The organism is Blastococcus sp. KM273129 (assembly GCF_021698995.1).
Taxonomy (GTDB): domain Bacteria; phylum Actinomycetota; class Actinomycetes; order Mycobacteriales; family Geodermatophilaceae; genus Blastococcus.
Genome location: NZ_SSXB01000064.1, coordinates 1 through 23114 on the forward strand (window position 1 = coordinate 1; position 23114 = coordinate 23114).

The 23114-nt window shown below is 74.4% G+C and carries 19 protein-coding genes; 7 read left to right on the forward strand and 12 right to left on the reverse strand.

Translation table 11 applies throughout. The features are described from left to right. Window positions 1–1765: prolyl oligopeptidase family serine peptidase (locus E9565_RS16235; RefSeq protein ID WP_236835884.1), on the forward strand; the 1765-nt coding region annotated here is incomplete at its 5' end. Between the two features lie 109 nt (window positions 1766–1874). On the opposite strand, the gene E9565_RS16240 is transcribed toward E9565_RS16235, so the two are convergent. Together E9565_RS16240 and E9565_RS16245 are read right to left on the reverse strand one after the other, a co-directional pair. Beyond that, window positions 1875–2921 (reverse strand): aspartate-semialdehyde dehydrogenase, encoded by a 1047-nt coding sequence (locus E9565_RS16240; protein ID WP_236828030.1) that lies wholly within the window; start codon window positions 2919–2921, stop codon window positions 1875–1877. After that, on the reverse strand, window positions 2918–4186 hold the full coding sequence (locus E9565_RS16245) for an aspartate kinase (RefSeq protein WP_236828029.1): 1269 nt from the start codon (window positions 4184–4186) through the stop codon (window positions 2918–2920). The genes E9565_RS16240 and E9565_RS16245 overlap by 4 nt, the downstream gene beginning before the upstream one ends. Window positions 4187–4260: 74 nt before the next feature. Here E9565_RS16245 and E9565_RS16250 point away from each other — a divergent pair, with 74 nt between their 5' ends. Next, window positions 4261–5856 carry a phospholipase D-like domain-containing protein gene (locus E9565_RS16250; RefSeq protein WP_236835886.1) on the forward strand — a complete coding sequence of 532 codons (1596 nt, stop codon included), beginning with the start codon at window positions 4261–4263 and terminating at the stop codon, window positions 5854–5856. Between the two features lie 645 nt (window positions 5857–6501). Further along, complete coding sequence (leuA, locus tag E9565_RS16255; protein WP_236828027.1) at window positions 6502–8238, forward strand: 2-isopropylmalate synthase; 1737 nt, start codon at window positions 6502–6504, stop codon at window positions 8236–8238. A gap of 24 nt (window positions 8239–8262) precedes the next feature. Here the strand turns inward: leuA and mnhG are convergent, their stop codons facing one another. The 8 genes from mnhG to E9565_RS16295 form a co-directional block, all read right to left on the reverse strand. Further along, window positions 8263–8715 (reverse strand): monovalent cation/H(+) antiporter subunit G, encoded by a 453-nt coding sequence (mnhG, locus tag E9565_RS16260; protein ID WP_236835889.1) that lies wholly within the window; start codon window positions 8713–8715, stop codon window positions 8263–8265. Next, the gene (locus E9565_RS16265) at window positions 8712–9053 is read right to left on the reverse strand and encodes a monovalent cation/H+ antiporter complex subunit F (protein ID WP_236828025.1); all 342 of its coding nucleotides are present in this window, start codon (window positions 9051–9053) and stop codon (window positions 8712–8714) included. Before E9565_RS16265 ends, mnhG begins: the two co-directional genes overlap by 4 nt. After that, complete coding sequence (locus E9565_RS16270; protein WP_236828024.1) at window positions 9050–9640, reverse strand: Na+/H+ antiporter subunit E; 591 nt, start codon at window positions 9638–9640, stop codon at window positions 9050–9052. Before E9565_RS16270 ends, E9565_RS16265 begins: the two co-directional genes overlap by 4 nt. Then, the gene (locus E9565_RS16275; RefSeq protein WP_236828023.1) at window positions 9637–11394 is read right to left on the reverse strand and encodes a Na+/H+ antiporter subunit D; all 1758 of its coding nucleotides are present in this window, start codon (window positions 11392–11394) and stop codon (window positions 9637–9639) included. The genes E9565_RS16270 and E9565_RS16275 overlap by 4 nt, the downstream gene beginning before the upstream one ends. Beyond that, window positions 11391–11930 (reverse strand): Na(+)/H(+) antiporter subunit C, encoded by a 540-nt coding sequence (locus tag E9565_RS16280; protein WP_236828022.1) that lies wholly within the window; start codon window positions 11928–11930, stop codon window positions 11391–11393. The genes E9565_RS16275 and E9565_RS16280 overlap by 4 nt, the downstream gene beginning before the upstream one ends. Further along, window positions 11927–14812: a Na+/H+ antiporter subunit A gene (locus E9565_RS16285; protein ID WP_236835891.1), complete on the reverse strand. Its 2886-nt coding sequence runs from the start codon at window positions 14810–14812 to the stop codon at window positions 11927–11929. Before E9565_RS16285 ends, E9565_RS16280 begins: the two co-directional genes overlap by 4 nt. 66 nt (window positions 14813–14878) lie before the next feature. Next, window positions 14879–15556, reverse strand: a complete 678-nt coding sequence (locus E9565_RS16290; protein WP_236828020.1) for a response regulator transcription factor — start codon at window positions 15554–15556, stop codon at window positions 14879–14881. Then, window positions 15553–16704 carry a sensor histidine kinase gene (locus tag E9565_RS16295; protein WP_236835893.1) on the reverse strand — a complete coding sequence of 384 codons (1152 nt, stop codon included), beginning with the start codon at window positions 16702–16704 and terminating at the stop codon, window positions 15553–15555. Before E9565_RS16295 ends, E9565_RS16290 begins: the two co-directional genes overlap by 4 nt. A 195-nt stretch (window positions 16705–16899) precedes the next feature. Between E9565_RS16295 and E9565_RS16300 the strand changes: the two genes are divergently transcribed. Continuing rightward, window positions 16900–17625: a hypothetical protein gene (locus E9565_RS16300; protein WP_236835895.1), complete on the forward strand. Its 726-nt coding sequence runs from the start codon at window positions 16900–16902 to the stop codon at window positions 17623–17625. A gap of 128 nt (window positions 17626–17753) precedes the next feature. Here the strand turns inward: E9565_RS16300 and E9565_RS16305 are convergent, their stop codons facing one another. Next, entirely contained in the window at window positions 17754–19574 is a 1821-nt protein-coding gene (locus E9565_RS16305) for an ABC-F family ATP-binding cassette domain-containing protein (protein WP_236828017.1), read from the reverse strand. Between the two features lie 142 nt (window positions 19575–19716). Between E9565_RS16305 and E9565_RS16310 the strand changes: the two genes are divergently transcribed. The 3 genes from E9565_RS16310 to E9565_RS16320 all read left to right on the forward strand — a co-directional run bounded on the left by E9565_RS16310 (window position 19717) and on the right by E9565_RS16320 (window position 22251). Beyond that, complete coding sequence (locus E9565_RS16310) at window positions 19717–20715, forward strand: pirin family protein (RefSeq protein WP_236828016.1); 999 nt, start codon at window positions 19717–19719, stop codon at window positions 20713–20715. 118 nt (window positions 20716–20833) lie between these two features. Next, window positions 20834–21802: a pirin family protein gene (locus tag E9565_RS16315; protein ID WP_236828015.1), complete on the forward strand. Its 969-nt coding sequence runs from the start codon at window positions 20834–20836 to the stop codon at window positions 21800–21802. 14 nt (window positions 21803–21816) lie between these two features. After that, window positions 21817–22251, forward strand: coding sequence for a PPOX class F420-dependent oxidoreductase (locus E9565_RS16320; RefSeq protein ID WP_236828014.1), 435 nt, complete (start codon window positions 21817–21819; stop codon window positions 22249–22251). Between the two features lie 47 nt (window positions 22252–22298). On the opposite strand, the gene E9565_RS16325 is transcribed toward E9565_RS16320, so the two are convergent. Next, entirely contained in the window at window positions 22299–23057 is a 759-nt protein-coding gene (locus E9565_RS16325; RefSeq protein ID WP_236828013.1) for a VOC family protein, read from the reverse strand. Between the last annotated feature and the right edge of the window lie 57 nt (window positions 23058–23114).

The following is a 23114-nucleotide window of genomic DNA, read 5'->3' on the forward strand; positions in this document are numbered from 1 at the left end:
CCCCCCCGAGGTCACCGCCCGCTGGCAGGCCCGGTTCCGCGTCCCCCGGGTGTCGCTGCCGGACTGGGCGTTCGACGCCCCGGACCGCAACCTCTACAGCTCCGACGTCAGCGGCGTCGTCGAGCAGTACGCGTGGGACCGGTCCACCGGCACCCACCGGCAGGTGACCGACCGGCCCAACGGCACGCTGATCGGCACGCTCAGCCAGGACGGCGGGACCATCTGGTGGTTCGCCGACACCGACGGCGACGAGTTCGGCGTCTGGATGACCCAGCCGTTCGAGGGCGGGGATGACGCCGTCGCCGTCCCCGAGGTGGGGCCCGCCTACCCGGCGGGCCTCGAGCTCGGGCACTCGCTGGTCGCCATCGGCCGGTCGACGGACGACGGCAGCGAGCTGTGGGTGGCGCCCACGGACGGGACGCCCCGCGTCGTCTACCGGCACCCCGATCCGGCCTCGGTGGACGCGCTCACCCGCGACGACGAGCTGCTGGTCATCTCGCACTCCGAGCACGGCGACCCGCGCTACCCCGCGCTGCGCGTCCTGCGCACCGCCGACGACGCCGTCGTCGCGGAGAAGTGGGACGGCGAGGGCCGCGGCCTGCACGCGCTGGAGTTCGCGCCGCTGCCCGGCGACCGCCGGCTGCTGGTCGGGCACGAGCGACGCGGCCGGGAGGAGCTGCTGGTCTGGGACGTCGCCGCCGACACCGAGACCGAGCTCGTCCTCGACCTGCCCGGCGACGTCACCGCCGGCTGGTACCCCGACGGCTCGGCGCTGCTGGTCGGCCACGACCACGCCGCCCGCAGCGAGCTGTACCGCTACGACCTGGCCAGCGGTGCGCTGGAGAAGCTGGACACCCCGCCGGGCGTCGTCCGTGGCGCCACGGCCCGGCCCGACGGCACGGTGGAGCTCGCCTGGTCGAACTCCGAGCTGCCGCCGGTGATCCGGCGGGCGGACGGCCCCGTCGTCCTGACGGTGAGCGAGGAGGAGCCGCCCGCGGCCTACCCGGTGGAGGACCGCTGGGTGCCCGGTCCCGGCGGTGAGATCCACGCGCTGCTGGTGCGGCCGGCCGGCGAGGGCCCGCACGCGACGGCGTTCCTGGTGCACGGCGGCCCCGAGGCGGCCGACGACGACTCCTACCGCGCCCGGCGGGCCGCCTACGTGGACGCCGGCTACGCGGTCGTGCACGTGAACTACCGGGGCTCCACGGGCTACGGGTCGGCCTGGCGCGACGCGCTCACCGGGCGGCCGGGGCTGACCGAGCTGGAGGACGTCGGCGCGGTGTACGACGCGCTGGTCGCCGAGGGCGTCGTCGACCCGCGGCGGGCGATCCTCTCCGGGGGCTCCTGGGGCGGGTTCCTGACCCTGCTGGGGCTGGGCACGCAGCCCGAGCGCTGGGCGGCCGGCATCGCCGAGGTGCCCGTCGCGGACTACCTGGCCGCCTACGAGGACGAGATGGAGGGCCTGCGGGCCTACGACCGGGCGCTCTTCGGCGGCTCACCGGAGGAGGTGCGCGACGTCTACGTGCGCTCCTCCCCCATCACCTACGTCGACGCCGTCGCCGCCCCGGTGCTGGTGGTCGCGGGCGCCAACGACCCGCGCTGCCCGATCCGGCAGATCGACAACTACCTGGGCGAGCTGGAGCGGCTGGGCAAGCCGCACGAGGTCTACCGCTTCGACGCCGGCCACGGCTCGCTGGTCATCGAGGAGACCATCCGCCAGGTGGAGGTCGCGCTGTCCTTCGCCCTCCGCCACGTGCGGCCGTGACGCTGTCGTCCTCCGGACGACACCGCGGCCAGGAGCCGTCCCCAGCTGGGACGAGCGCGTCCCTCCGCCCGACCGGGAGGCCTCCGGCCCCCGCGCTCGGTCGGATCGATCAGCGCTTCGCGGCGATGAGCTCCGCGATCTGGACGGTGTTGAGCGCGGCACCCTTCCGCAGGTTGTCGTTGCTCACGAAGAGCACCAGCCCGCGGCCGTCGTCGACGCTCTGGTCCTGCCGGATGCGGCCCACGTAGCTGGGGTCGCGACCGGCGGCCTGCAGCGGGTTCGGGACGTCGGAGAGCTCCACGCCGGGTGCGGCCCGCAGCAGCTCGGTGGCCCGCTCGACCGACAGCGGCCGGGCGAACTCGACGTTGAGCGACAGCGAGTGCCCCGTGAACACCGGCACCCGCACGCAGGTGCCCGCCACCCGCAGGTCGGGGATGCCGAGGATCTTGCGGCTCTCGTTGCGGAGCTTCTGCTCCTCGTCGGTCTCGAACGAGCCGTCGTCGACGACGGAGCCGGCCATCGGCAGCACGTTGAACGCGATCGGGGCGACGTACTTGACCGGGTCGGGGAAGGCGACGGCGGACCCGTCGTGGGCGAGCGCGTCGGCCTTCTCGACGACGGCCTTCGCCTGGCCGTGCAGCTCCTCCACGCCGGCCACGCCGCTGCCGGAGACCGCCTGGTAGGTGCTGGCGACGATGCGGGTCAGCTGCGCCTCGTCGTGCAGCGGCTTGAGCACCGGCATCGCGGCCATGGTCGTGCAGTTGGGGTTGGCGATGATCCCCTTGCGGATCTCGCCCAGCGCGTGCGGGTTGACCTCGCTGACGACCAGCGGGACGTCGGGGTCGCGCCGGAACGCCGAGCTGTTGTCGATCACGGTCACGCCGGCCTCGGCGAACCGCGGCGCCTGCGCCCGCGACGTGGTGGCCCCCGCGGAGAAGATCGCGATGTCCAGGCCCGTCGGGTCGGCGGTGGCGGCGTCCTCGACGGTGATCCCGCCACCGGCCCAGGGCAGCGTGCTGCCGGCCGAGCGGGCGGAGGCGAAGAAGCGCAGCTCGGCGAGCGGGAAGGACCGCTCCGCGAGCAGGTCGCGCACGACCCGGCCGACCTGCCCGGTCGCGCCGACGATGCCGACGCGCAGCCCAGCGTTGGTGCTCATCGTCCCGTCCCTCCGTAGACCACGGCCTGCGCCTCGTCGGTGCCCAGGTCGAAGGCGTCGTGCACCGCGCGGACGGCGATGTCGACGTCGGTGTCGCGGCACACCACGGAGATGCGGATCTCCGAGGTGCTGATCAGCTCGAGGTTCACCCCGGCGTCGGCGAGCGCGCCGAAGAACTTCGCCGAGACGCCGGGGTGCGAGCGCATCCCGGCGCCGACCAGGCTGACCTTGCCGATGTGCTGGTCGAAGCTGACGTCGGTGTAGCCGACGGTGTGCTTGACCTTCTCCAGGGCGGCCAGGGCGGTGGGCCCGTCGCTCTTGGGCAGCGTGAAGGAGATGTCGGCGAGCTTGCTGGCCTCGGCCGAGACGTTCTGCACGATCATGTCGATGTTGACCTCGGCGTCGGCCAGGACGCGGAAGATCTGCGCCGCCTCGCCCGGCCGGTCCGGGACCCCGAACACGGTGATCTTGCCCTCGGAGCGGTCGTGCGCGACGCCGGAGATGATCGCCTGTTCCACGGTGAGGTCCTCCATCGAGCCGGTCACGGTCGTGCCGGGGAGCTGGGAGTAGGAGCTGCGGACGTGCACGGGGATGCCGTAGCGGCGGGCGTACTCGACGCAGCGGAGCATGAGCACCTTCGCGCCGGAGGCCGCCAGCTCGAGCATCTCCTCGTAGGTGATGGTGTCCAGCCGCCGGGCGTTGGGGACGATGCGCGGGTCGGCGGTGAAGACGCCGTCGACGTCGGTGTAGATCTCGCAGACGTCGGCGTTCAGCGCGGCGGCGACGGCGACGGCGGTGGTGTCCGACCCGCCGCGGCCGAGCGTGGTGATGTCCTTGGTGTCCTGGCTGACGCCCTGGAAGCCGGCGACGATCACGACCGAGCCCTCGTCCAGCGCCGACTTCAGCCTGCCCGGGGTGACGTCGATGATCCGCGCCTTGCCGTGGCTGGACGTGGTGATCACGCCGGCCTGCGACCCGGTGAAGGAGCGCGCCTCGTACCCGTGCTCGGAGATGGCGATGGCGAGCAGCGCCATGGAGATCCGCTCACCCGCGGTCAGCAGCATGTCGAGCTCGCGACCGGGCGGGGTGTCGGTGATCTGGCTGGCGAGGTCGAGCAGCTCGTCGGTGGTGTCGCCCATCGCGGAGACCACGACCACGACGTCGTCGCCGTTGTTCTTGGCTGCGACGATCCGCTCCGCGACGCGCTTCATGTGCTCTGCGGAGGCGACGGACGAGCCGCCGTACTTCTGGACGACGAGGGCCACGGGACATGAGGCTACCGAGGTCCTCCACGAGCCGGGCGCTTGCATCCGGCCGCCGGGGCGGTTGTGATCACCGGGTGGACGATCCGAGCCGCTGGCTGCTCACCTCCGAGGAGCGCGACAACCTCGGCGCCGCCGTCCCGGCCTGGACGGAGGGGAACCTGGTCCGCCCCCTGGTGCACGGGTCGGTCTACTTCGACCGGCTCGTCGAGGTGGTCGAGCAGCTGGGTGAAGGTGACCGGCTGTGGTTCACCGACTGGCGCGGTGACCCCGACCAGCGGCTGCGGCCCGACGGGCCGACCGTGGACGAGCTGTTCAGCGCCGCATCGCGCCGCGGGGTGGACGTGCGCGGCCTGGTGTGGCGCTCGCACACCGACGCCCTCTCCTACAGCAAGGAGCAGAACCGGTCGCTGGACCGGGAGATCGAGGAGGACGGCGGGAAGGTCGTGCTCGACCAGCGCGTCCGCCGGGTCGGCAGCCACCACCAGAAGATCGTGGTCGCACGGTGCCCCGCGGACCCGTCGCGCGACGTCGCGTTCGCCGGGGGCATCGACCTGTGCCACAGCCGCCGCGACGACGCGCGGCACCACGGCGACCCGCAGGCGGTCGACATGCACTCCGCCTACGGCCCCACGCCGCCGTGGCACGACGTCCAGGCCGAGGTCCGCGGACCGGCGGTGGCCGCCCTGGAGACGGCGTTCCGCGAGCGCTGGGACGACCCGACCAGCCCCGTCCAGGGCAACCCGATCGCCTACCTGGTCGACCGGTTCCGCCGGGCCCGGCTGGACCCCGCGCCGCTGCCGCCCGAGCTGCCGCCGCCCCCGCCCGCCGGGCCGCACCTGGTCCAGATCCTGCGGACCTACCCGAAGATCCTCCCCCGCTACGACTTCGCCCCCGAGGGGGAGCGCTCGGTGGCCCGCGGCTACTCGAAGGCGGTGCGCCGCGCCCGGCGGCTGATCTACCTCGAGGACCAGTACATGTGGTCCGGCGAGGTCGCGCAGCTGTTCGCCGACGCCCTGCGGGACCACCCCGACCTGCACCTGGTGGTGGTCGTGCCGCGCATCCCCGACCAGGAGGGTGCGTTCAACGCGACGCCGCAGTACGTGGGCCGCCGGCAGGCGATCGACCTCTGCGTGCAGGCGGGCGGTGAGGACCGGGTGCACGTCTTCGACGTCGAGAACCACGCGGGGACGCCGGTCTACGTGCACGCGAAGGTGTGCGTCGTCGACGACGTCTGGGCGTGCATCGGCAGCGACAACTTCAACCGCCGCTCGTGGACCCACGACAGCGAGCTGTCGACCGCCGTCCTGGACACGACGATCGACGTGCGGGAGCCGCTGGACCCGGCGGGGACCGGTGACTGCGCGCGCACGCTGGCGCGCGACCTGCGGCTGGAACTGGCGCGCGAGCACCTGGACCTCGATCCAGACGGCGGCGAGGACGCCCTGCTGCTGGACCCCGACCGCTTCGTCGCGACGCTCGAGCAGCGCGCGGCGGCGCTGGCCGAGTGGCACGAGGGCGGCCGGAAGGGCCCGCGCCCGCCCGGGCGGTTGCGGCCGCACCGCCCGGAGAAGCTCGCCTGGCACACCCGGCTGTGGGCCACGCCGGTCTACCGGCTGCTGGTCGACCCCGACGGCCGCCCGCTGCGCCTGCGGCTGCGCAAGCGGTTCTGACCGCCCGCTGCGCGGCACAGGTCCCCCGCCGGGCACCCCGCAGCCAGGAGGCACCCCGTCCGGCTCGCGGCGGCTGTCCACAGGCGGCCGGCTCCTCCACCGTCCCGCTCGCGGGAGCCCGACCGGTGCAGGGCATCCGGACAGTGACACGGTGCACCGAGATCCGTTCGACCTCCCGGGCCTCCTGCGGCGCATCCGCCGGCAGGCCGACCTGTCCCAGCGGGAGCTGGCCGAGGGGTGCGACCTCTCCCAGTCCGCAGTGGCCCAGGCCGGGACCGGGCGGCGGGACCTGCCGGCGACCGCGCTGGCCAGGGCGGCTGCGCTCGGCCGGCTCCGACTGGTCCTGCTGGACGAGGACGGGGCCGAGGCCCCGCCGATGTCACCGGGGGCGACGACGGCGGGCGGCCGTTCCACCCCGACGGCTGCCCCTGCCGCTGCGCCGTGGGCTGAGCGTGCTCCTGCGCCCCCGGCCGGCGCGCTGCTACCGTGGCGGCGTGCGCGGCAGCCTCCTGCTTACCCGCCGCGGCGAGGCCCTCTCCTAGGTCGGCCCCCTCGCCGCGGTGTCCTGGCGTCCCCGGCGTCCGCTGACCGTCCCGGAGCCCGTGCGCACCCCCCGCGCACGGCACCCGCCACAGGAGCCCTCCCATGAGCGAGACCCACCCGCACGCCCGCCACCCGCAGCAGCCCTCCGGCATGCCGATCCACCGCTACGCGCCCTTCACCCCGGTGGTGCTGCCCGACCGCACCTGGCCCGACAGGATCACGACGCAGGCCCCGCGCTGGTGCGCCGTCGACCTGCGCGACGGCAACCAGGCGCTGATCGACCCGATGACGCCCGACCGCAAGCGGCGGATGTTCGATCTGCTCGTACGCATGGGCTACAAGGAGATCGAGGTCGGCTTCCCGGCGGCCAGCCAGACCGACTACGACTTCGTCCGCCAGCTGATCGAGGACGACCTGATCCCCGACGACGTGACGATCCAGGTGCTCACCCAGGCGCGCGACGAGCTGATCGAGCGCACCTTCGAGTCCCTGCGCGGCGCCAAGCAGGCGATCGTGCACCTCTACAACTCGACCTCCACCCTGCAGCGGCGGGTCGTGTTCGGCCTCGACCGGGCCGGGATCGTCGACATCGCCGTCCACGGCGCCCAGGTGGTGCGCAAGCTCGCCGAGCAGATGGGCGAGACCGACATCCGCTTCGAGTACTCCCCCGAGTCGTTCACCGGCACCGAGCTCGACTTCGCCGTCGAGATCTGCAACGCGGTCATGGACGTCTGGGAGCCCACGCCCGAGCGCCCGACGATCATCAACCTGCCGGCGACCGTCGAGATGGCCGAGCCGACGGTCTACGCCGACCAGATCGAGTGGGTGCACCGGAACATCGGCCGCCGCGACTCCGTCGTGCTGAGCCTGCACCCGCACAACGACCGCGGCACCGCCGTCGCCGCCGCCGAGCTCGGCTACCGCGCCGGCGCCGACCGCATCGAGGGCTGCCTGTTCGGCAACGGCGAGCGCACCGGCAACGTCGACCTGGTCACCCTGGGCCTGAACCTGTTCAGCCAGGGCATCGACCCGCAGATCGACTTCTCCGACATCGACGAGATCCGCCGCACCGTCGAGTACTGCAACCAGCTGGGCGTGCACGAGCGGCACCCCTACGGCGGTGACCTGGTCTACACCGCCTTCTCCGGCTCGCACCAGGACGCGATCAACAAGGGCTTCAAGGCGCTGGAGGCCGACGCGGCCGCCGCCGGCGTCCCGGTGGAGCAGCAGACCTGGGCGGTGCCGTACCTGCCGATCGACCCCAAGGACGTCGGCCGCAGCTACGAGGCCGTCATCCGGGTGAACAGCCAGTCCGGCAAGGGCGGCGTCGCCTACATCATGAAGACCGAGAACCACCTGGACCTGCCGCGCCGGCTGCAGATCGAGTTCAGCGCGGTCGTCCAGCGGCACACCGACGACGAGGGCGGCGAGGTCACCGCCCAGCAGATGTGGACGGCGTTCAGCAACGAGTACCTGCCCGACCCGGCCGCCCCGTGGGGCCGGTTCTCCCTCACCGGGCACCGGCACACCGCGCACGGTGACGGGCAGGTCGACGAGATGGTCGTCGAGCTGGTCGACGCCGGCGTCCCGGTGACCGTCGAGGGCCGCGGCAACGGCCCGATCGCGGCGTTCGTCGACGCCCTGAAGAGCCTGGACGTCGACGTCCGCGTGCTCGACTACGCCGAGCACGCGATGTCCGCCGGCGGTGACGCCCGGGCCGCCGCCTACGTCGAGTGCGCCGTGGGCGACCGGGTGCTGTGGGGCGTGGGCATCGATCCCAACATCGTCACCGCCTCGCTGCGGGCGGTCGTCTCCGCGGTCAACCGCGCCGAGCGCTGATCCGGCGGGGACGGGGCGCGCGGCTCAGCGCGCCCCGTCCTCCCGGTGCTCCTCGCGGCGGCTCTCCGCGAGCGCCTGCCCCGGGTTCTCCGGCGGGGCGTCGGCCGGCTCGTCACCGCGGTACACCCGGTCCGGCCGCCGCTCGGAGCGCAGCTCGTCGACCAGCAGCCGGTCCCGGCGCACGTGCCGCCGTCGGTAGGCGACCCGGCTGATCATGTGGGCGCTCACCGGCGCGGTGAGCATCTGGAAGGCGGCGACCAGCAGCAGCATCCACGTCGCCGACCAGCCCTGCAGGCGGATCGCCGCACCGACCATGATCAGCAGCACGCCCAGCACCTGCGGCTTGGTGCCGGCGTGCATGCGGGTGAGGACGTCGGGGAAGCGCAGCAGCCCGAGCCCCGCGGTGAGGCACAGGAAGGAACCCAGCAGCAGGAAGACGATGGCGATGACGTCGGCCGCCGTCCGCAACCCGGTCATCGTCCCGCCTCCGCGTCCCGGGCCGCCCGTTCCTCGGCAGACTCCGGGAGCCCCACGTCCTGGCCGTCCGTCGTGGACCGGAGCAGCATCCCGCCGATGTACCGGGCCACCGACACCGAGCCGACGAAGGCCAGCAGCGACACCACCACGAGCACCGGGACCACGGTCGGGTCCCGCTGCAGGCCCGCGTGGACGGCCAGCCCGGCCGCGATGATCACCAGCAGGGTGTCGGTGGCCACCACGCGGTCGAGCAGCGAGGGGCCGATGCCCAGGCGGACCAGCGCCAGCAGCGCGCCGACCCCCAGCAGCCCGTACCCGAGCCAGAAGACCACGGTCACGGCGTCCTCCGTCCCGCCCGCGGCAGCTCCTCGCCGGGTGCGAGCCCGAGCGCCGCGATGTCGTCCGGCGAGCCGAAGGCCCGCACCACCCGCTCCTCCTGGGCCAGCACGGAGGCGCGCTGCCGCTCGACGTCGGCCTCGTGGCGCACGTGCAAGATGTGCAGCCCGAGCGTCCGGCGCTCCCGGTCCAGGTCGATGACCATCGAGCCGGGCACCAGGGTCAGCGACTCGGACAGGATGGTGAGCAGCAGGTCGGAGTCCGTGCGCAGCTGCACCGTGACGATCGCGCTGCGGTCGATGCCCGACGGGCGCACGGTCTGCCACGCCACGAGGGCACCGGAGCTGACCAGGTCCACCACGAAGTAGGACAGGAAGCGCACGAACGCGATCGGCCGGACGCGCGCCCCGCCTTCGACCGGGGGCAGGGGCAGGAGCAGCGTGACGGCGAGCGCGACGACGACCCCGCCGAGCAGGTTGGCCCACGACCAGGTGCCCCAGAGCAGGTTCCAGACCAGCACCAGCCAGACCAGGAGCGGGAGCTGGTGCCGCAACCGGTGCGTCGCCGCGGGCGCGGGGTCGCCGGTCACGGGACCTCCTCCCCGCCGAAGACCGACGAGATGTAGGGGCCCCGGTCCAGCAGGTCCCCGGCGGCCCGGCCGGCGACGTCGTACAGCGGCCCGGCCAGGGCTGTCAGGGCGACGGTCACCACCACCATCGCGGCGGTCGACCCGACCATCACCCGCGGCAGCGGCTGCCGCGGCCGCTCCCGCTCGTCGTCGTCCCCGAGCCCGTCGGTGGGCGGCGCCGTCGCCGTCGCCACGGCGGTGTGCCGCTCCCAGGCCGCCCGCCGGGCCTCCGCGCGCCCGCCGGCCGCGGTGCCCACCGGCTCGTCCTCCGTGGCCGGCTCCTTCTCCGCGACGGGCTGCTCCTGCTCGGCCGGGCCCGGGACCGGCCCGGGTGCGAGCTCGGGCCCGGCGTCGGCCGCCGCGGCGTCGTCGGTGTCACCGAGCGGCGACTGGGTCGCGGGCCGCCAGAACGCCCGGTTCCAGACCCGGGAGATCGCCAGCAGGGTCAGCAGGCTGGTGACCGCACCCCCGCCCACCAGCACGAGCGGGAGCCACCCCCCGTCGGCGATGCCGGCCTCGAGCAGGCCCAGCTTGCCGATGAAGCCCGAGAACGGCGGGATCCCGGCCAGGTTCATCGCGGGGATGAAGAACAGGACCGCCAGCACCGGGGACGCCGCCGCCAGCCCGCCGAGCCGGTCGACGCCGGTGGAGCCGCCCTGCCGCTCGACGAGGCCGGCGACGAGGAAGAGGGTGGTCTGGATCGCGATGTGGTGGACGACGTAGAAGATCGCCCCGGCCAGCCCGGCCTGGGAGGCCAGGGAGATGCCGAACACCATGTAGCCGATGTGGCTGACCAGGGTGAAGGAGAGGATCCGCCGGATGTCGGTCTGGGCGACCGCTCCCAGGATGCCGATCAGCATGGTGGCCAGCGCCGCCCACATGAGCACCGTGTCCAGCGCACCGCCCGGGAACAGCAGCGTCTGCGTGCGGATGATCGCGTAGACGCCGACCTTGGTGAGCAGGCCGGCGAACACCGCGGTGACCGGCGCGGGCGCGGTCGGGTAGCTGTCGGGCAGCCACGCCGACAGCGGGAAGACCGCCGCCTTGATGCTGAAGGCGATCAGCAGCATCGCCTGGAGCAGCAGCTGGGTGCCCTCCGGCAGCTCCTGCAGCCGCACGGCCAGCTGCGCCATGTTCACCGTGCCGGTCGCCCCGTACACCAGCCCGATCGCCGCCAGGAACAGCAGCGAGCTGAGCAGGCTCACGATGATGTAGGTGACGCCGGCCCGGATGCGCGGCGCCGAGCCCCCGAGCGTCAGGAGCACGTAGCTCGCGGTCAGCAGGATCTCGAAACCGACGTAGAGGTTGAAGAGGTCACCGGCGAGGAACGCGTTGGCCACGCCGGCGATGAGCACCAGGAACGTCGGGTGGAAGATCGAGATCGGCGTCTCCTCGTCGCCGTCGGCCGCGCCCTGGCCGACGGCGAAGACGAGCACCCCGAGCGCCACGGTGGCGGCGACGACCAGCATCAGCGCGGACAGCCGGTCCACGACGAGCACGATGCCGAGCGGCACCGGCCACCCGCCGACGGAGATCGCGTCCGCGCCGTCGGCGTCGGCGAGGAGCAGCAGCGCGACCGAGACGGCGAGCACCGCGGACAGGACGACGACGCTCAGCGTCCGCTGCACCCGCGGGTGCCGGCCGCCGACCAGCAGCGCCGCCGCCGCCCCGAGCAGCGGCAGCAGCACCGGCAGCGGCGTGAGGACGCGGATCACCGCTTCCTCCGCCGGGTCGGCGGGAGGTCCACGTCGTCGGACGGGATCCCGGAGTACTGCCGCGCCAACCCGCGCTCGGCGTCGGTGTCCCGCTCCCGGTCGGCCGCCAGCGTGTCGGCGTGCATGGCCGGCCGGTCCTCGGGCGCCAGGTCGTCGGGGTCGATGTCGTCGGCGTCGGTGTCGGAGCGGCGGGCGATGCGGCGGTCCTCCTCGTCGACCTCGATCACCTCCTGCCGCACCAGCCGCCAGGACCGGTAGATGATCGCCAGCACGAACGCCGCGATCCCGAAGGTGATCACGATCGCGGTGAGGATCAGCGCCTGCGGCAGGGGGTCGCTCATCTCCTCCGGCTCGGCGTACCCCAGGATCGGCGCCAGCCCGGCGGCCCCGCCGGCCGACAGCAGCAGCAGGTTGGTGGCGTTGCCCAGCAGCAGGAAGCCCAGCAGGACGCGGGTGAGGCTGCGGTCCAGCAGCAGGTAGACGCCGGCCGCGTAGAGGCCGCCGATGATCACCGGCAGGACGACGGTGGGGGTCATCGGAGGACCACCTCTCCCGGTGCGACGTCGATGGGGTCGTCCTCGTCGACCTGCCGGTCCAGCTCCGCCCCGAGGCTGCGCAGGATGTCCAGCACCAGCCCGACGACGATCAGGTAGACGCCGATGTCGAAGAACAGCGAGGTCACGAGCTTGACGTCGCCGAGCACCGGCAGCGTGGTCTCGAGGATCGCCGTCTGCAGCACGTCGGCGCCCAGCGCCAGCCCGACGACGCCGGTGCCCCCGGCGAAGAGCAGCCCGACCCCCAGCAGCAGGCCGGGGTCCACCGGGGCGGCCTCGCCGAGCTCGTAGCGGCCGCCGGCGAGGTAGCGCAGGACCAGGGCCAGGCCGGCGACCAGGCCGCCCGCGAAGCCCCCGCCCGGCTCGTTGTGCCCGCTGAACAGCAGGAAGAGCGAGAAGACCAGGATCGTGTGGAACAGCACCCGGGTGATGACCTCGAGGATCACCGACCGCCGCTCGGGTGCCAGCACCGCGGAGGCGGCCAGCCACTGACCGCGGGGCGCCCGGCGCGAGGAGCGCTGCTGCCGCGCCAGCTGCACGGGGTCCAGCCGGTCGACGACGCCGGTGCGCCGGCGCAGGAACACGAGGCTGGCCACCCCGGTGGCGGCGACCACCACCAACGAGATCTCCCCGAGGGTGTCCCAGGCCCGGATGTCGACCAGGGTCACGTTGACGACGTTCTCACCCCCACCGAAGTCGTAGGCGGCTTCGGGGTGGTCCACCGAGACCGGCGTCGCGGTGCGGGCGCTCAGCGCCACCGCGCCGGCGGCGGCCATCAGCGCGCCGACCGCCACGGCGAGCAGACCGCGGCCGACCCGTTCCCGCGGACGGTGCCGCTCGGTGATGTCCTTGGGCAGCTTGCGCAGCACGAGCACGAAGACGACCAGCGTCAGCGTCTCGACCAGGAACTGGGTGAGGGCGAGGTCGGGGGCGCCCTGCAGCGCGAAGAGGACGGCCAGCCCGTACCCGGTGACGCCGACGACGAGCACCGCCGAGAGCCGCTGGCGGATCCGCAGCGCCATGGCCGCGGCGAGCAGCACCACCGCCCCGACGAGGGCCTGGATCGGGCTGTCCCACGCCCGCCACTCCCCCGGCCACGGCGCCTGGAACAGCAGGATCGACCCCGGCAGCGCGAGGACGACGACGAGGATGGTGCCCAGGTAGGCCGGCAGCGACCCGCGCTGCGTCGTGCCCGTGACCAGGACCGCGAGCCGGTCGAGCGCCTGGAGGGTGTTCCAGTACCCCTCGTCCGCGGAGGCGCCGACGGCGAGCCGCCGCTGCGTGCGGAAGACCGCCGAGCGTGCGGCGAACAGGGCCGCGCCGCCGAGCAGGGTGAGCGCCGACAGCGCCAGGGCCGGCTGCCAGCCGTGCCACAGCGCCAGCTTCTCCACCTCGGGGACGAGCAGCGGCAAGGTGTCGGCGTAGCGGGCGACCAGCGGCTCCAGCAGCGGGCTGGCCGGCCCGGCGAGCAGCCCGGTCAGCGCCAGCGTCGCCGGCGCGGCGAGGAACAGCGCGCTCGGGGGATGCACGAGCTCGGCGGGCTCGGTGGGGTCGAGCCCCGGCTTGCGGGCGAAGGCGCCCCACAGGAACCGGGCGGTGTAGCCGGCCGTCAGGGCCGAACCGAGGACCAGGCCGGCGAGGACGACGACGGCGGCGGTCCGGTCGGGCAGCCCGCCCTCCCACAGCGCGGTGAAGGCCGCCTCCTTGCCCACGAACCCGAGCAGCGGCGGGAGGCCGGCCATCGACGCCGCGGCCAGCGTGCCGATCGCCGCCAGGACCGGCAACCGCCGCCCCAGCCCGGAGAGCTTGCGGAGGTCGCGCAGCCCCGTGGCGTGGTCGATGACGCCCACGGTGAGGAAGAGGGTGGACTTGAACAGGGCGTGGGCGAGCGTCATCGCCAGCCCGGCGGCGGCCAGCTCCCGGCTGCCCCCGCCGACGAGCACCATGAGGAAGCCGAGCTGGCTGACCGTGCCGAAGGCCAGCAGCAGCTTCAGGTCGTTCTGCCGCAGCGCGCGGTAGCCGCCGACCAGCATCGTGGCCACGCCGAGGCCGAGGACGACCGGCCGCCAGCCGGGCACGTCGGCGAACCCCGGCGCGAGCCGCGCCACGAGGTAGATGCCGGCCTTCACCATGGCGGCGGCGTGCAGGTAGGCGCTGACCGGGGTCGGCGCCTCCATGGCGGCGGGCAGCCAGAAGTGGAAGGGGATCATCGCCGACTTGGTCACCGCGCCGGCGATGACCAGCATCGTCCCGGCCACCAGCAGCGGGCCGCTGCCCGGGTCGGCGACCACCTCCGAGAGCAGGTAGCTGCCGCTCGTCTCGCCCAGCATGATCAGCCCGACCAGCATGGCCAGGCCACCCGCCGTGGTGAGGATCAGCGCCTGGCTCGCCGCCCGCCGGGCGGCCAGCTTGGTCCCCGACCCGCCGATCAGCAGGAACGAGAAGACGGTGGTGAGCTCCCAGAACACGTAGAGCATCAGCAGGTCGTCGGCCAGGACGAGGCCCAGCATGGAACCGGCGAACGCCGTCAGGTTGCCCGCGAACCGCGGCGTCGCCTCGTCGTGGGGCTCGAAGTAGCGCGCGCAGTAGACGAGCACCAGGGCGCCGACCCCGGTGACCAGGAGCGCGAAGGTGAGCGCCAGCGCGTCCAGCCGCAGGGCGATCTCCAGCTCCAGCGCCGGCACCCACGGGACGGTCTCGGCCACCTCGCCGCCGCCGGTCACCCGCCCCAGCTGGGCGAGCACCCAGACGAACCCCGCCGCCGGCACCAGGGCCAGCGCGAGGAACGCCGTCCGCCCCCACCAGCGCACGAGGACGGGCGCCAGGACGGCGGCCACCAGGTGCAGGAGCAGGAGTGCGAGCACGGGTCTCCGGGAGTCTCGGTGGGCTCGGGGACGACCACAGACGTCCAGGGACGACCGGCGGTGATCTCAGGTTAGTGCCGGACCTCGGCGTCCGCCCGGCGTGAGCAGCCCGCTCTCGTAGGCGAAGGCCACCGCCTGCACCCGGTCGCGCAGGCCCAGCTTGAGCAGCACCCGGCTCACGTGGGTCTTGACCGTCGCCTCGCCGAGGTGGAGCCGGGCGGCGATCTCGGCGTTGGAGAGCCCTGCGGCCACCAGCGCGAGGACGTCGGTCTCCCGGTCGGTCAGCGTGCGCAGCGCGGCGGCCCGCCCCGGGTCCGGCGCGGGCGCGGCGGCGAAGGACTCGATCACCCGCAGCGTCACCGCCGGGTCGAGCAGCCCCTGACCGGCGGCGACCGTGCGCACGGCGGCGACCAGGTCCTCGGGCGGGGCCACCTTGAGCAGGAAGCCGCTCACCCCGGCGCGCAGCGCCGCGGACACGTACTCGTCCTCGTCGAAGGTGGTCAGGACCACGACGCGGGTGGGGAGCTCCTCGGCGAGGATGCGCCGGGCCGCCTCCAGCCCGTCCATCCCGGGCATGCGGACGTCGAGCAGGACGACGTCGGGGCGCAGCCGGGAGACCGCGCGGACGCCGTCGGCACCGTCGGCGGCCTCGCCCACCACCTCGATGTCCGGCTCGGCGGCCAGCACCATGCGCAGCCCGGTGCGGACCATCGCCTGGTCGTCGACGAGCACCACGCGGATCACGCCGGCACCGTCTCGCCGAGCGTGGCCGCACCGGCCCGGGTCGCGCCGCCGCGTGCCGGCAGCGGGAAGACCGCCCGCACCCGGTAACCGCCGCCCCGCACGGGGCCGACGTCGAGGTGCCCGCCGGCCACGCCGGCCCGCTCCCGCATGTGCAGCTGGCCGTGACCACCGAGGCCGGCCGGCGCGGGCGGTGGCACGGGCACGCGCGCCCGGCCGTCGTCGGTGACGGTGACGGTGAGCCGGTCGGGCGTCCAGCCCAGCTCGACGCGGGTGGCGGCGGCGCCGGCGTGGCGCAGCACGTTGGACAGCGCCTCCTGCACGATCCGCACGGCCGAGACGTCGACCAGCTGCGGCAGCTCGACCGGCCGGCCGGTGACGACCAGCTCGACCGGCATCCCGCCGGCCCGCAGCTCGTCGAGGAGGGGCTCGAGCCGGCTCAGCGAGGGCTGCGGCGCGGGTGCGCCGCCCGAGCCCTCGCGGAGGATGCCCACGACCCGCCGCATCTCGTCCACCGAGTCGCGACCGAGGCGCTCCAGGCCGCGCAGCACCTCCTGGGCCTCGGGGTGGTCGGGCAGCAGCCGGCGCAGGCCGCCCATCTGCAGCACCATCACGCTCACCGCGTGGGCCACCGAGTCGTGCACCTCCCGGGCGATGCGGGCCCGCTCGGCGACCGCGGCCGAGGCGGCGACCGCCTCCTGCTGCTCGGCCAGCCGGGCGGCGAGCACCTGCAGCTCGGTGGCGCGGCGCCGGGACTGCGCCACGAGGCTGCCCACCGCGGCGGCCGCGCCGAGCACCAGGACGTAGAAGATCGATTCCCAGGGGTTGGGTGCCAGCACCGATCCCAGCACGGTGGCCAGGACCATGGAGACCGCCGCCGTCGCCGCACCGCGCCGCGCCGGGAGGACCGCGACGGCATGGCCGACCAGCAGCCCCATGCCGACCAGCTGGGCGCCCCCCGGACCGGGCGCGCCGCCGAGCAGGTTCACCGCGACGGTCACCGCGCCGAGCACGGCGGTGGCCGCAGGCCGGCGGGGGCACGCCGCGAGCAGCAGGGCCACCAGGACGCCGGGGGCGGCCAGCGCGAGGCTGTGCTCGAGCCCCTCGAGCAGCCACTCGGCCAGCGAGAGCGCCCCCACCAGGCCGCCCACCGCCGGCCAGAAGAGGTGTCGGGCGGTCGGGGAGCCGGTCCAGCGGGCATGGCGCGCACGCTATTGGCCGCACGGCCCCGCAGGCATCCCCCTCGCGGCCGAACGCGCGGCCCGGCGCGTCCCCCGCACGACGGACCCCGGTCGGTGCGCTCGGGCGGATGCCCCGGACCCCCACCGGTTCCTAGCTTCTGGGCCATGACCTCGAACCTCGTCTCCCCCAGCGCCACGACGACCGCCGACACCGTCGACGGGCGGCCCGTCCGGTCCGCCGGCTCGCGGCTGCTGCCGATCGCCGGCGGCGCGCTGATCGCCGGCTCCCTGCTCTACGTCGCCGGCATGGCGACCTCCCCGCCGCAGGCCTCCATGGCGAACGCGGACTACCTCGCCGCGCTCGCCCGCGACGAGGGCCGCACGGCGCTCTCGGCGATGCTGCTGCACTACGGCAACCTCGCCCTCGCGCTGGCCTGGCTCGCGGCGCCGGCGCTCGTCCGCGGTCGCCGCGGCAGCGCCACGACGATCACCGGGGCGCTCCTGTCGGCGATCGGGCTGGTGAGCGTGACCGGCCTGGTGCTGTTCGACCACTGGACCGGGGCCATCGGCCGCGAGCTGGACCCGGCGACCGCGCTGGCCCTGTTCGAGGACGTCTCCGGCTCCGCGGCGGTCGGCGTCGCGGGCACCCTGACCCTGCTCGGGCTGCTCGGCCCGCTGGTGGTCTACGCCGGGCTGGCCCGCGCCGGCGTCACCAGCTGGTGGCTGCTCGTCCCGGCCCTGGCGGCGCTGGGGCTGTCCGCCTCGATGGCCTTCGAGCCGCTGCCGTTCGCGGCGTTCGCGCTGGTCGGCGCCGTCCCGGCGGTGGTGATCGGGCTGCGGATGATCCAGCGGCACCGCGCCGAGACCGCGACCGCGACCGCGACCGCCTGACCACCCCGGCCACGATCAGGTTCCCTGGTCATCGAGCGTCCTCCCTCGCCGTGCACCGTGAGGGAGGACGCTCTGCGGTGAGGGAGGACGGCGGCCGGCGCGCCGAGGGACGACCGCGGACGTGCCGCTCAGCCCTCCGCGGTCTCCGCGGCGGCCAGCCACTCCTCCTCGACCTGCTCCTTCTCCGCCTGCAGCTCCTTGAGCCGGGCGTCGAGCTCGGCCGCCTTGGCGTAGTCGGTGGCGGCCGCGGCGAGCTGCTCGTGCAGCTTCTTCTCGTCGGCGTCCAGCTTGAGCATCCGCCGCTCCAGCTTGGCGGCCTCCTTCTTCGCCGCCCGCGCCTCGGCCGCCGACACCGCCGGGGCCGACGTCGAGGGCGCGCCCACCGGACGTGGGCCGTCGCTGCCGGCCGCGGTGGTCAGCGGGGCACCACCGGCGGCCCGGCGGCGCAGGTACTCCTCGACCCCGCCGGGGAGCTCGGCCAGCGACCCGTCGCCGAGCAGCGCCACGACCTTGTCGCAGACCCGGTCGACGAAGTAGCGGTCGTGGCTGACCACCAGGACGGTGCCCGGGAAGCTGTCGAGCAGGTCCTCGAGCGCGGTCAGGGTGTCGATGTCCAGGTCGTTGGTGGGCTCGTCGAGGACCAGCACGTTCGGCTCGGCCATGAGCAGCCGCAGCAGCTGGAGCCGCCGCCGCTCGCCACCGGAGAGGTCGCCGACCGGCGTCCACTGCCGGTTCGCCGCGAAGCCGAACCGCTCGGCCAGCGACGAGGCGGAGATCTCCTGGTTGCCGATCCGGGCCACGCGGGCGACCTCCTGCACCGCCTCCACCACGCGCAGGGTCCGGGGCAGCTCGGTGACGTGCTGCGACAGGTAGGCCGGCGCCACGGTCTGCCCGACGACGACGGTGCCGGCGTCCGGCTCGGTCTCGCCCACCAGCAGCCGCAGCAGCGAGGTCTTGCCCGCCCCGTTGACGCCGACGATGCCGATCCGGTCGCCCGGGCCGACGTGCCAGGTCAGGTCCCGGAACAGGGTCCGCGGACCGTCCTCGGTGGGCACGGCGTAGTCGACGTCCTCGACGTCGTAGACCGTCTTGCCGAGGCGCCGGGCGGCGAACCCCTTCAGCGCCATCGAGTCGCGCGCCGGCGGCTCGTCGGCGATCAGCGCCTGGGCGGCCTCGATGCGGAACCTCGGCTTGCTGGTCCGCGCCGGCGGGCCGCGGCGCAGCCAGGCCAGCTCCTTGCGCACCAGGTTCAGCCGGCGTTCCTCGGTGACCGAGGCGATCCGCGCCCGCTCGGCCCGGGCCAGCGTGTACGCCGAGTACCCGCCGTCGTAGGAGTGGACGTCCCCGTCGGCGACCTCCCACGTGGTGGTGCAGACCTCGTCGAGGAACCAGCGGTCGTGGGTGACGACGACCAGGCCGCCGCTGCGCTGCTTCACGTACCCGGCGAGCCAGGCCACGCCCTCGACGTCGAGGTGGTTGGTGGGCTCGTCGAGCACCAGCAGGTCCAGCGGCCGGATGAGCTGGGCGGCCAGGGCCACGCGGCGGCGCTCGCCACCGGACATGGGGGCGACGGGAGCGTCCAGGCCGAGCCGGTCGAGCTCCAGGCCGGTGAGCACCGAGCGGACGGCCGGGTCGCCGGCCCACTCGTGCTCGGCGGCGAACATCGACGGCGGCAGCACGACGTCGCGCACCGTCGTCCCGGGCGGGAGGGTGCCGGACTGGTCGAGCACCCCCATCGCGAGGTCACCGCGGCGGGTCACCCGGCCGGAGTCCGGCTCGTCGGCGCCGGTGATCAGCGAGAGCAGCGTGCTCTTGCCACCGCCGTTGCGGCCGACGATCCCGATGCGCTCGCCGGCGGCGACGCCGAGCGAGACGTCGTCGAGGACCACGGTGGTGCCGTGCGCCTTGTGCACCCGCTCGAGGTTGACCAGGTTGACGGGGGCGCTCATCGGCTGCGGGGAGGAGTCATGGGCCCCCAGTATCCGACGCCCGCTCCCCCCGGGACCACGGCGGTCCCGGTATCGAGGGAAGACACGGCGCGTCCCCGGGGTTACGCTGACACTAGTTGAGCCCTCAACCAAGGAGGCCGGCATGCCCGCCGTGACCGTCGAGGACACCACCACCCTGCCGCGCGTCCCGCTGCCCGCACCCCGCACGGTGCGCCGCCGCACCCGCTCGGTCACGACGGCGCCCTCGGGCTTCGAGGGCGAGGGCTTCCCGGTGCGCCGCGCGTTCGCCGGCGTCGACCTGCGCGCGCTCGACCCCTTCATCCACATGGACCAGATGGGTGAGGTCGAGTACGCCCCCGGCGAGCCCAAGGGCACCTCCTGGCACCCGCACCGCGGCTTCGAGACCGTCACCTACCTCATCGACGGCACGTTCGAGCACGCCGACTCCCACGGCGGCGGCGGGACGATCAGCAACGGCGACACCCAGTGGATGACCGCCGGCGGCGGCGTCCTGCACATCGAGCGGCCGCCGGAGGAGCTGGTCGTGAGCGGCGGCCTGTTCCACGGGCTCCAGCTCTGGGTGAACCTGCCGCGGGCGCAGAAGTGGGTCGAGCCCCGCTACCAGGACCTGCGCGCCCGGGAGTCGGTGCTGCTCGCCAGCGCCGACGCCGGTGCGCTGCTGCGGGTGATCGCCGGCGAGGTGGGCGGGCACACCGGCCCCGGCTCGACGTACACCCCGATGGCGATGGTGCACGCGACCGTGGCCCCCGGCGCGACGCTGGACCTCCCGTGGCGGCCGGACTTCAACGCGCTGGTCTACGTGCTCTCCGGCGCCGGCTCGGTCGGCATCGACGGCGCCCCGGTGCGCACCGGCCAGCTCGCGGTGCTCGGCCCCGGCGACACGGTGACCGTGCGCGGCGCCGTGCACCAGGAGTCGCGCACGCCGGCCCTCGACGTCGTGGTCCTGGGCGGGCGGCCGATCAACGAGCCGATCGCCATGTACGGCCCCTTCGTGATGAACACGGCCGACGAGGTGCGGGACGCGTTCGCCGACTTCCGGGCCGGCCGGCTCGGCTCGATCCCGGCGCAGCGCGTCGAGGGACCGGTTCCACACGCCGCCGTCCGGGGCGAGACTGGCTGACGGCAAGGCCCCCACCCGCCGCCTGCTGCCCGTGTCGAGATCACGGGATCTCGGCGTATCCAGCCCCCGTGGCCGCCGAGATCGCGCGATCTCGGCGGAGGAGGGAATGCGAACCGCCATGAGCAACCTGGAACCGCGTCCACCAGCCCGCGACATGGGCGGGCTGGACGGCACCACCGCCGGGCCCGCGCTGGACCTGCTGCCCGGCAAGGAGGTGCTGCTCGGCGAGAGCACCCGCGTGCGCCGGTTGCTCCCGACGCTCGGCCGGCGGATGGTCGGCGCCTGGGTGTTCGTCGACCACTACGGGCCCGACGACATCACCTCCTCCCCCGGCATGCAAGTGCCTCCGCACCCGCACACCGGGCTGCAGACCGTCTCCTGGCTGCTGGAGGGCGAGGTGCACCACCGCGACTCGCTCGGCAGTGACGTGCGGTTCCGCCCCGGGGAGCTGGCGCTGATGACGGCGGGGCACGGGATCGCCCACTCCGAGCAGTCACCGGCGACCCACCCGCGCTTCCTGCACGGCGCCCAGCTGTGGGTGGCGCTGCCCGACGGCGACCGCGAGGTCGCGCCGCACTTCGAGCACCACGCCCAGCTGCCCGGCTTCAGCTCCGACGGGCTGACCGCGACGGTGCTCATGGGCTCGTTCGGCGGGGTGACGTCACCGGGGCGGGCCTACACCCCGCTGGTCGGCGTCGACCTGGCGCTCGCCGGCGGCGCAGACGTGGAGGTGCCCCTGGAACCCGGTTTCGAGCACGGTCTGCTGACCTCCTCGGGGTCGGTGACGGTCGACGGCGTCCCGCTCGAGCCGGGCGCGATGCTCTACCTCGGGACCGGACGGCGGACGCTGCGGGTGCGCGCCGGTGCGACGTCCCGGCTGCTGCTGCTCGGCGGCGAGCCGTTCGAGGAGCGCCTGGTCATGTGGTGGAACTTCATCGGCCGGTCGGGTGAGGAGGTCGCGGAGTACGCCGAGCAGTGGAACGCCGAATCGCGGCGCTTCGGCACCGTCGTCGGCTACGACGGGGACCGGCTGGCGGCCCCGCCGCTGCCCCCGGTCGCGCTCCGGCCGCGCGGCCGCGTCCGCTGAGGGAGGCTGCGCTCATGACCGACTCCACCGGGCCCGACCCCCGGTTGCTGCAGTTCGTCGCCGGCCGGCGCTGGGGCGTGCTGACCACGATCAAGCGCGACGGCCGCCCGCAGCTGTCCAACGTCGGCTACGCCTGGGACGACGGCCTCGTCCGCGTCTCGGTGACCGCCGACCGCGCGAAGACCCGCAACCTGCAGCGCGACCCCCGGGTGACGCTGCACGTCTCGTCGGAGGACTTCTGGTCCTGGGTCGCCGTCGAGGGCACCGCCGAGCTCACGCCGGTGGCGCAGGAGCCGCACGACGCCACCGTCGAGGAGCTCGTCGCCTACTACCGCGGCATCTCCGGCGAGCACGAGGACTGGGACGAGTACCGGGCCGCGATGGTCGCCGACCGGCGGCTGGTCGTGCGGTTCCGCCCCGAGCACGCGTACGGCCAGCTGAGGGGCTGACCCGGCCCCGCCGGTGCGCCCCGTTCGCACCGGCTGCCGGGCACCGATCACCCGGCGGGGAGCTCCATGACCGAGAACGACGCGCCCCACGGGTCGGCGAGCACCGCGAACCGGCCGTACTCGGTGTCCTCCGCCGGGAGCAGGACCTTCCCGCCCGCGGCCGTCACCGTGGCGACCGCGCCGTCGGTGTCGCTCACCGCGAAGCAGGTGGCCCAGCCCTTCGGCGCCCCGGGGACGACGCCGCCGAGCCCGCCCAGCGGGTCCCCGTCGGTGGCGAAGGTCGTGTAGCCCTCACCGCCGGGGACCTCCTCGAACCGGAACCCGAAGACCGCGGCGTAGAACTCCCGGGCCGCGGCCGGGTCGTCGGCCGCCAGCTCGTTCCAGACCAGCGAGCCCGGCTCGTTGTAGCGCTGCACCCCGGCGTGCTCGCCGGCCTGCCACAGGCCGAACGGGTTGCCCTGCGGGTCCAGCGCGATGGCCATCGTGCCGAACGGGCCGACCGCCATCGGCTCCACGACGACCGTGCCCCCGGCCTCCCGGATGCGGGCCGCCGCGGCGGCCGCGTCGTCGGTCGCGAAGTAGGTGGTCCACCGGGGCGGGTCGTCCGGATCCTGCTGCGGCCCCATCCCGGCCACCGGCCGCCCGTCCTTCTCCGCGTCGAGGTAGCCGCCGAACTCGGGGTCACCGCCGGTGAACTGCCAGCCCAGCAGGCCGGCGTAGAACTGCTTGGCCGCCTCCAGGTCGGCGGCGCCGTAGTCGACCCAGCTGGGGGTGCCGGGCGGCCAGGGGGTCTCTCGGGTGGGCATGGTTGCCTCCTCCTGTGTGGGGGAGGTCACGGTCCCACCGGGCACCGACAGTTCGGC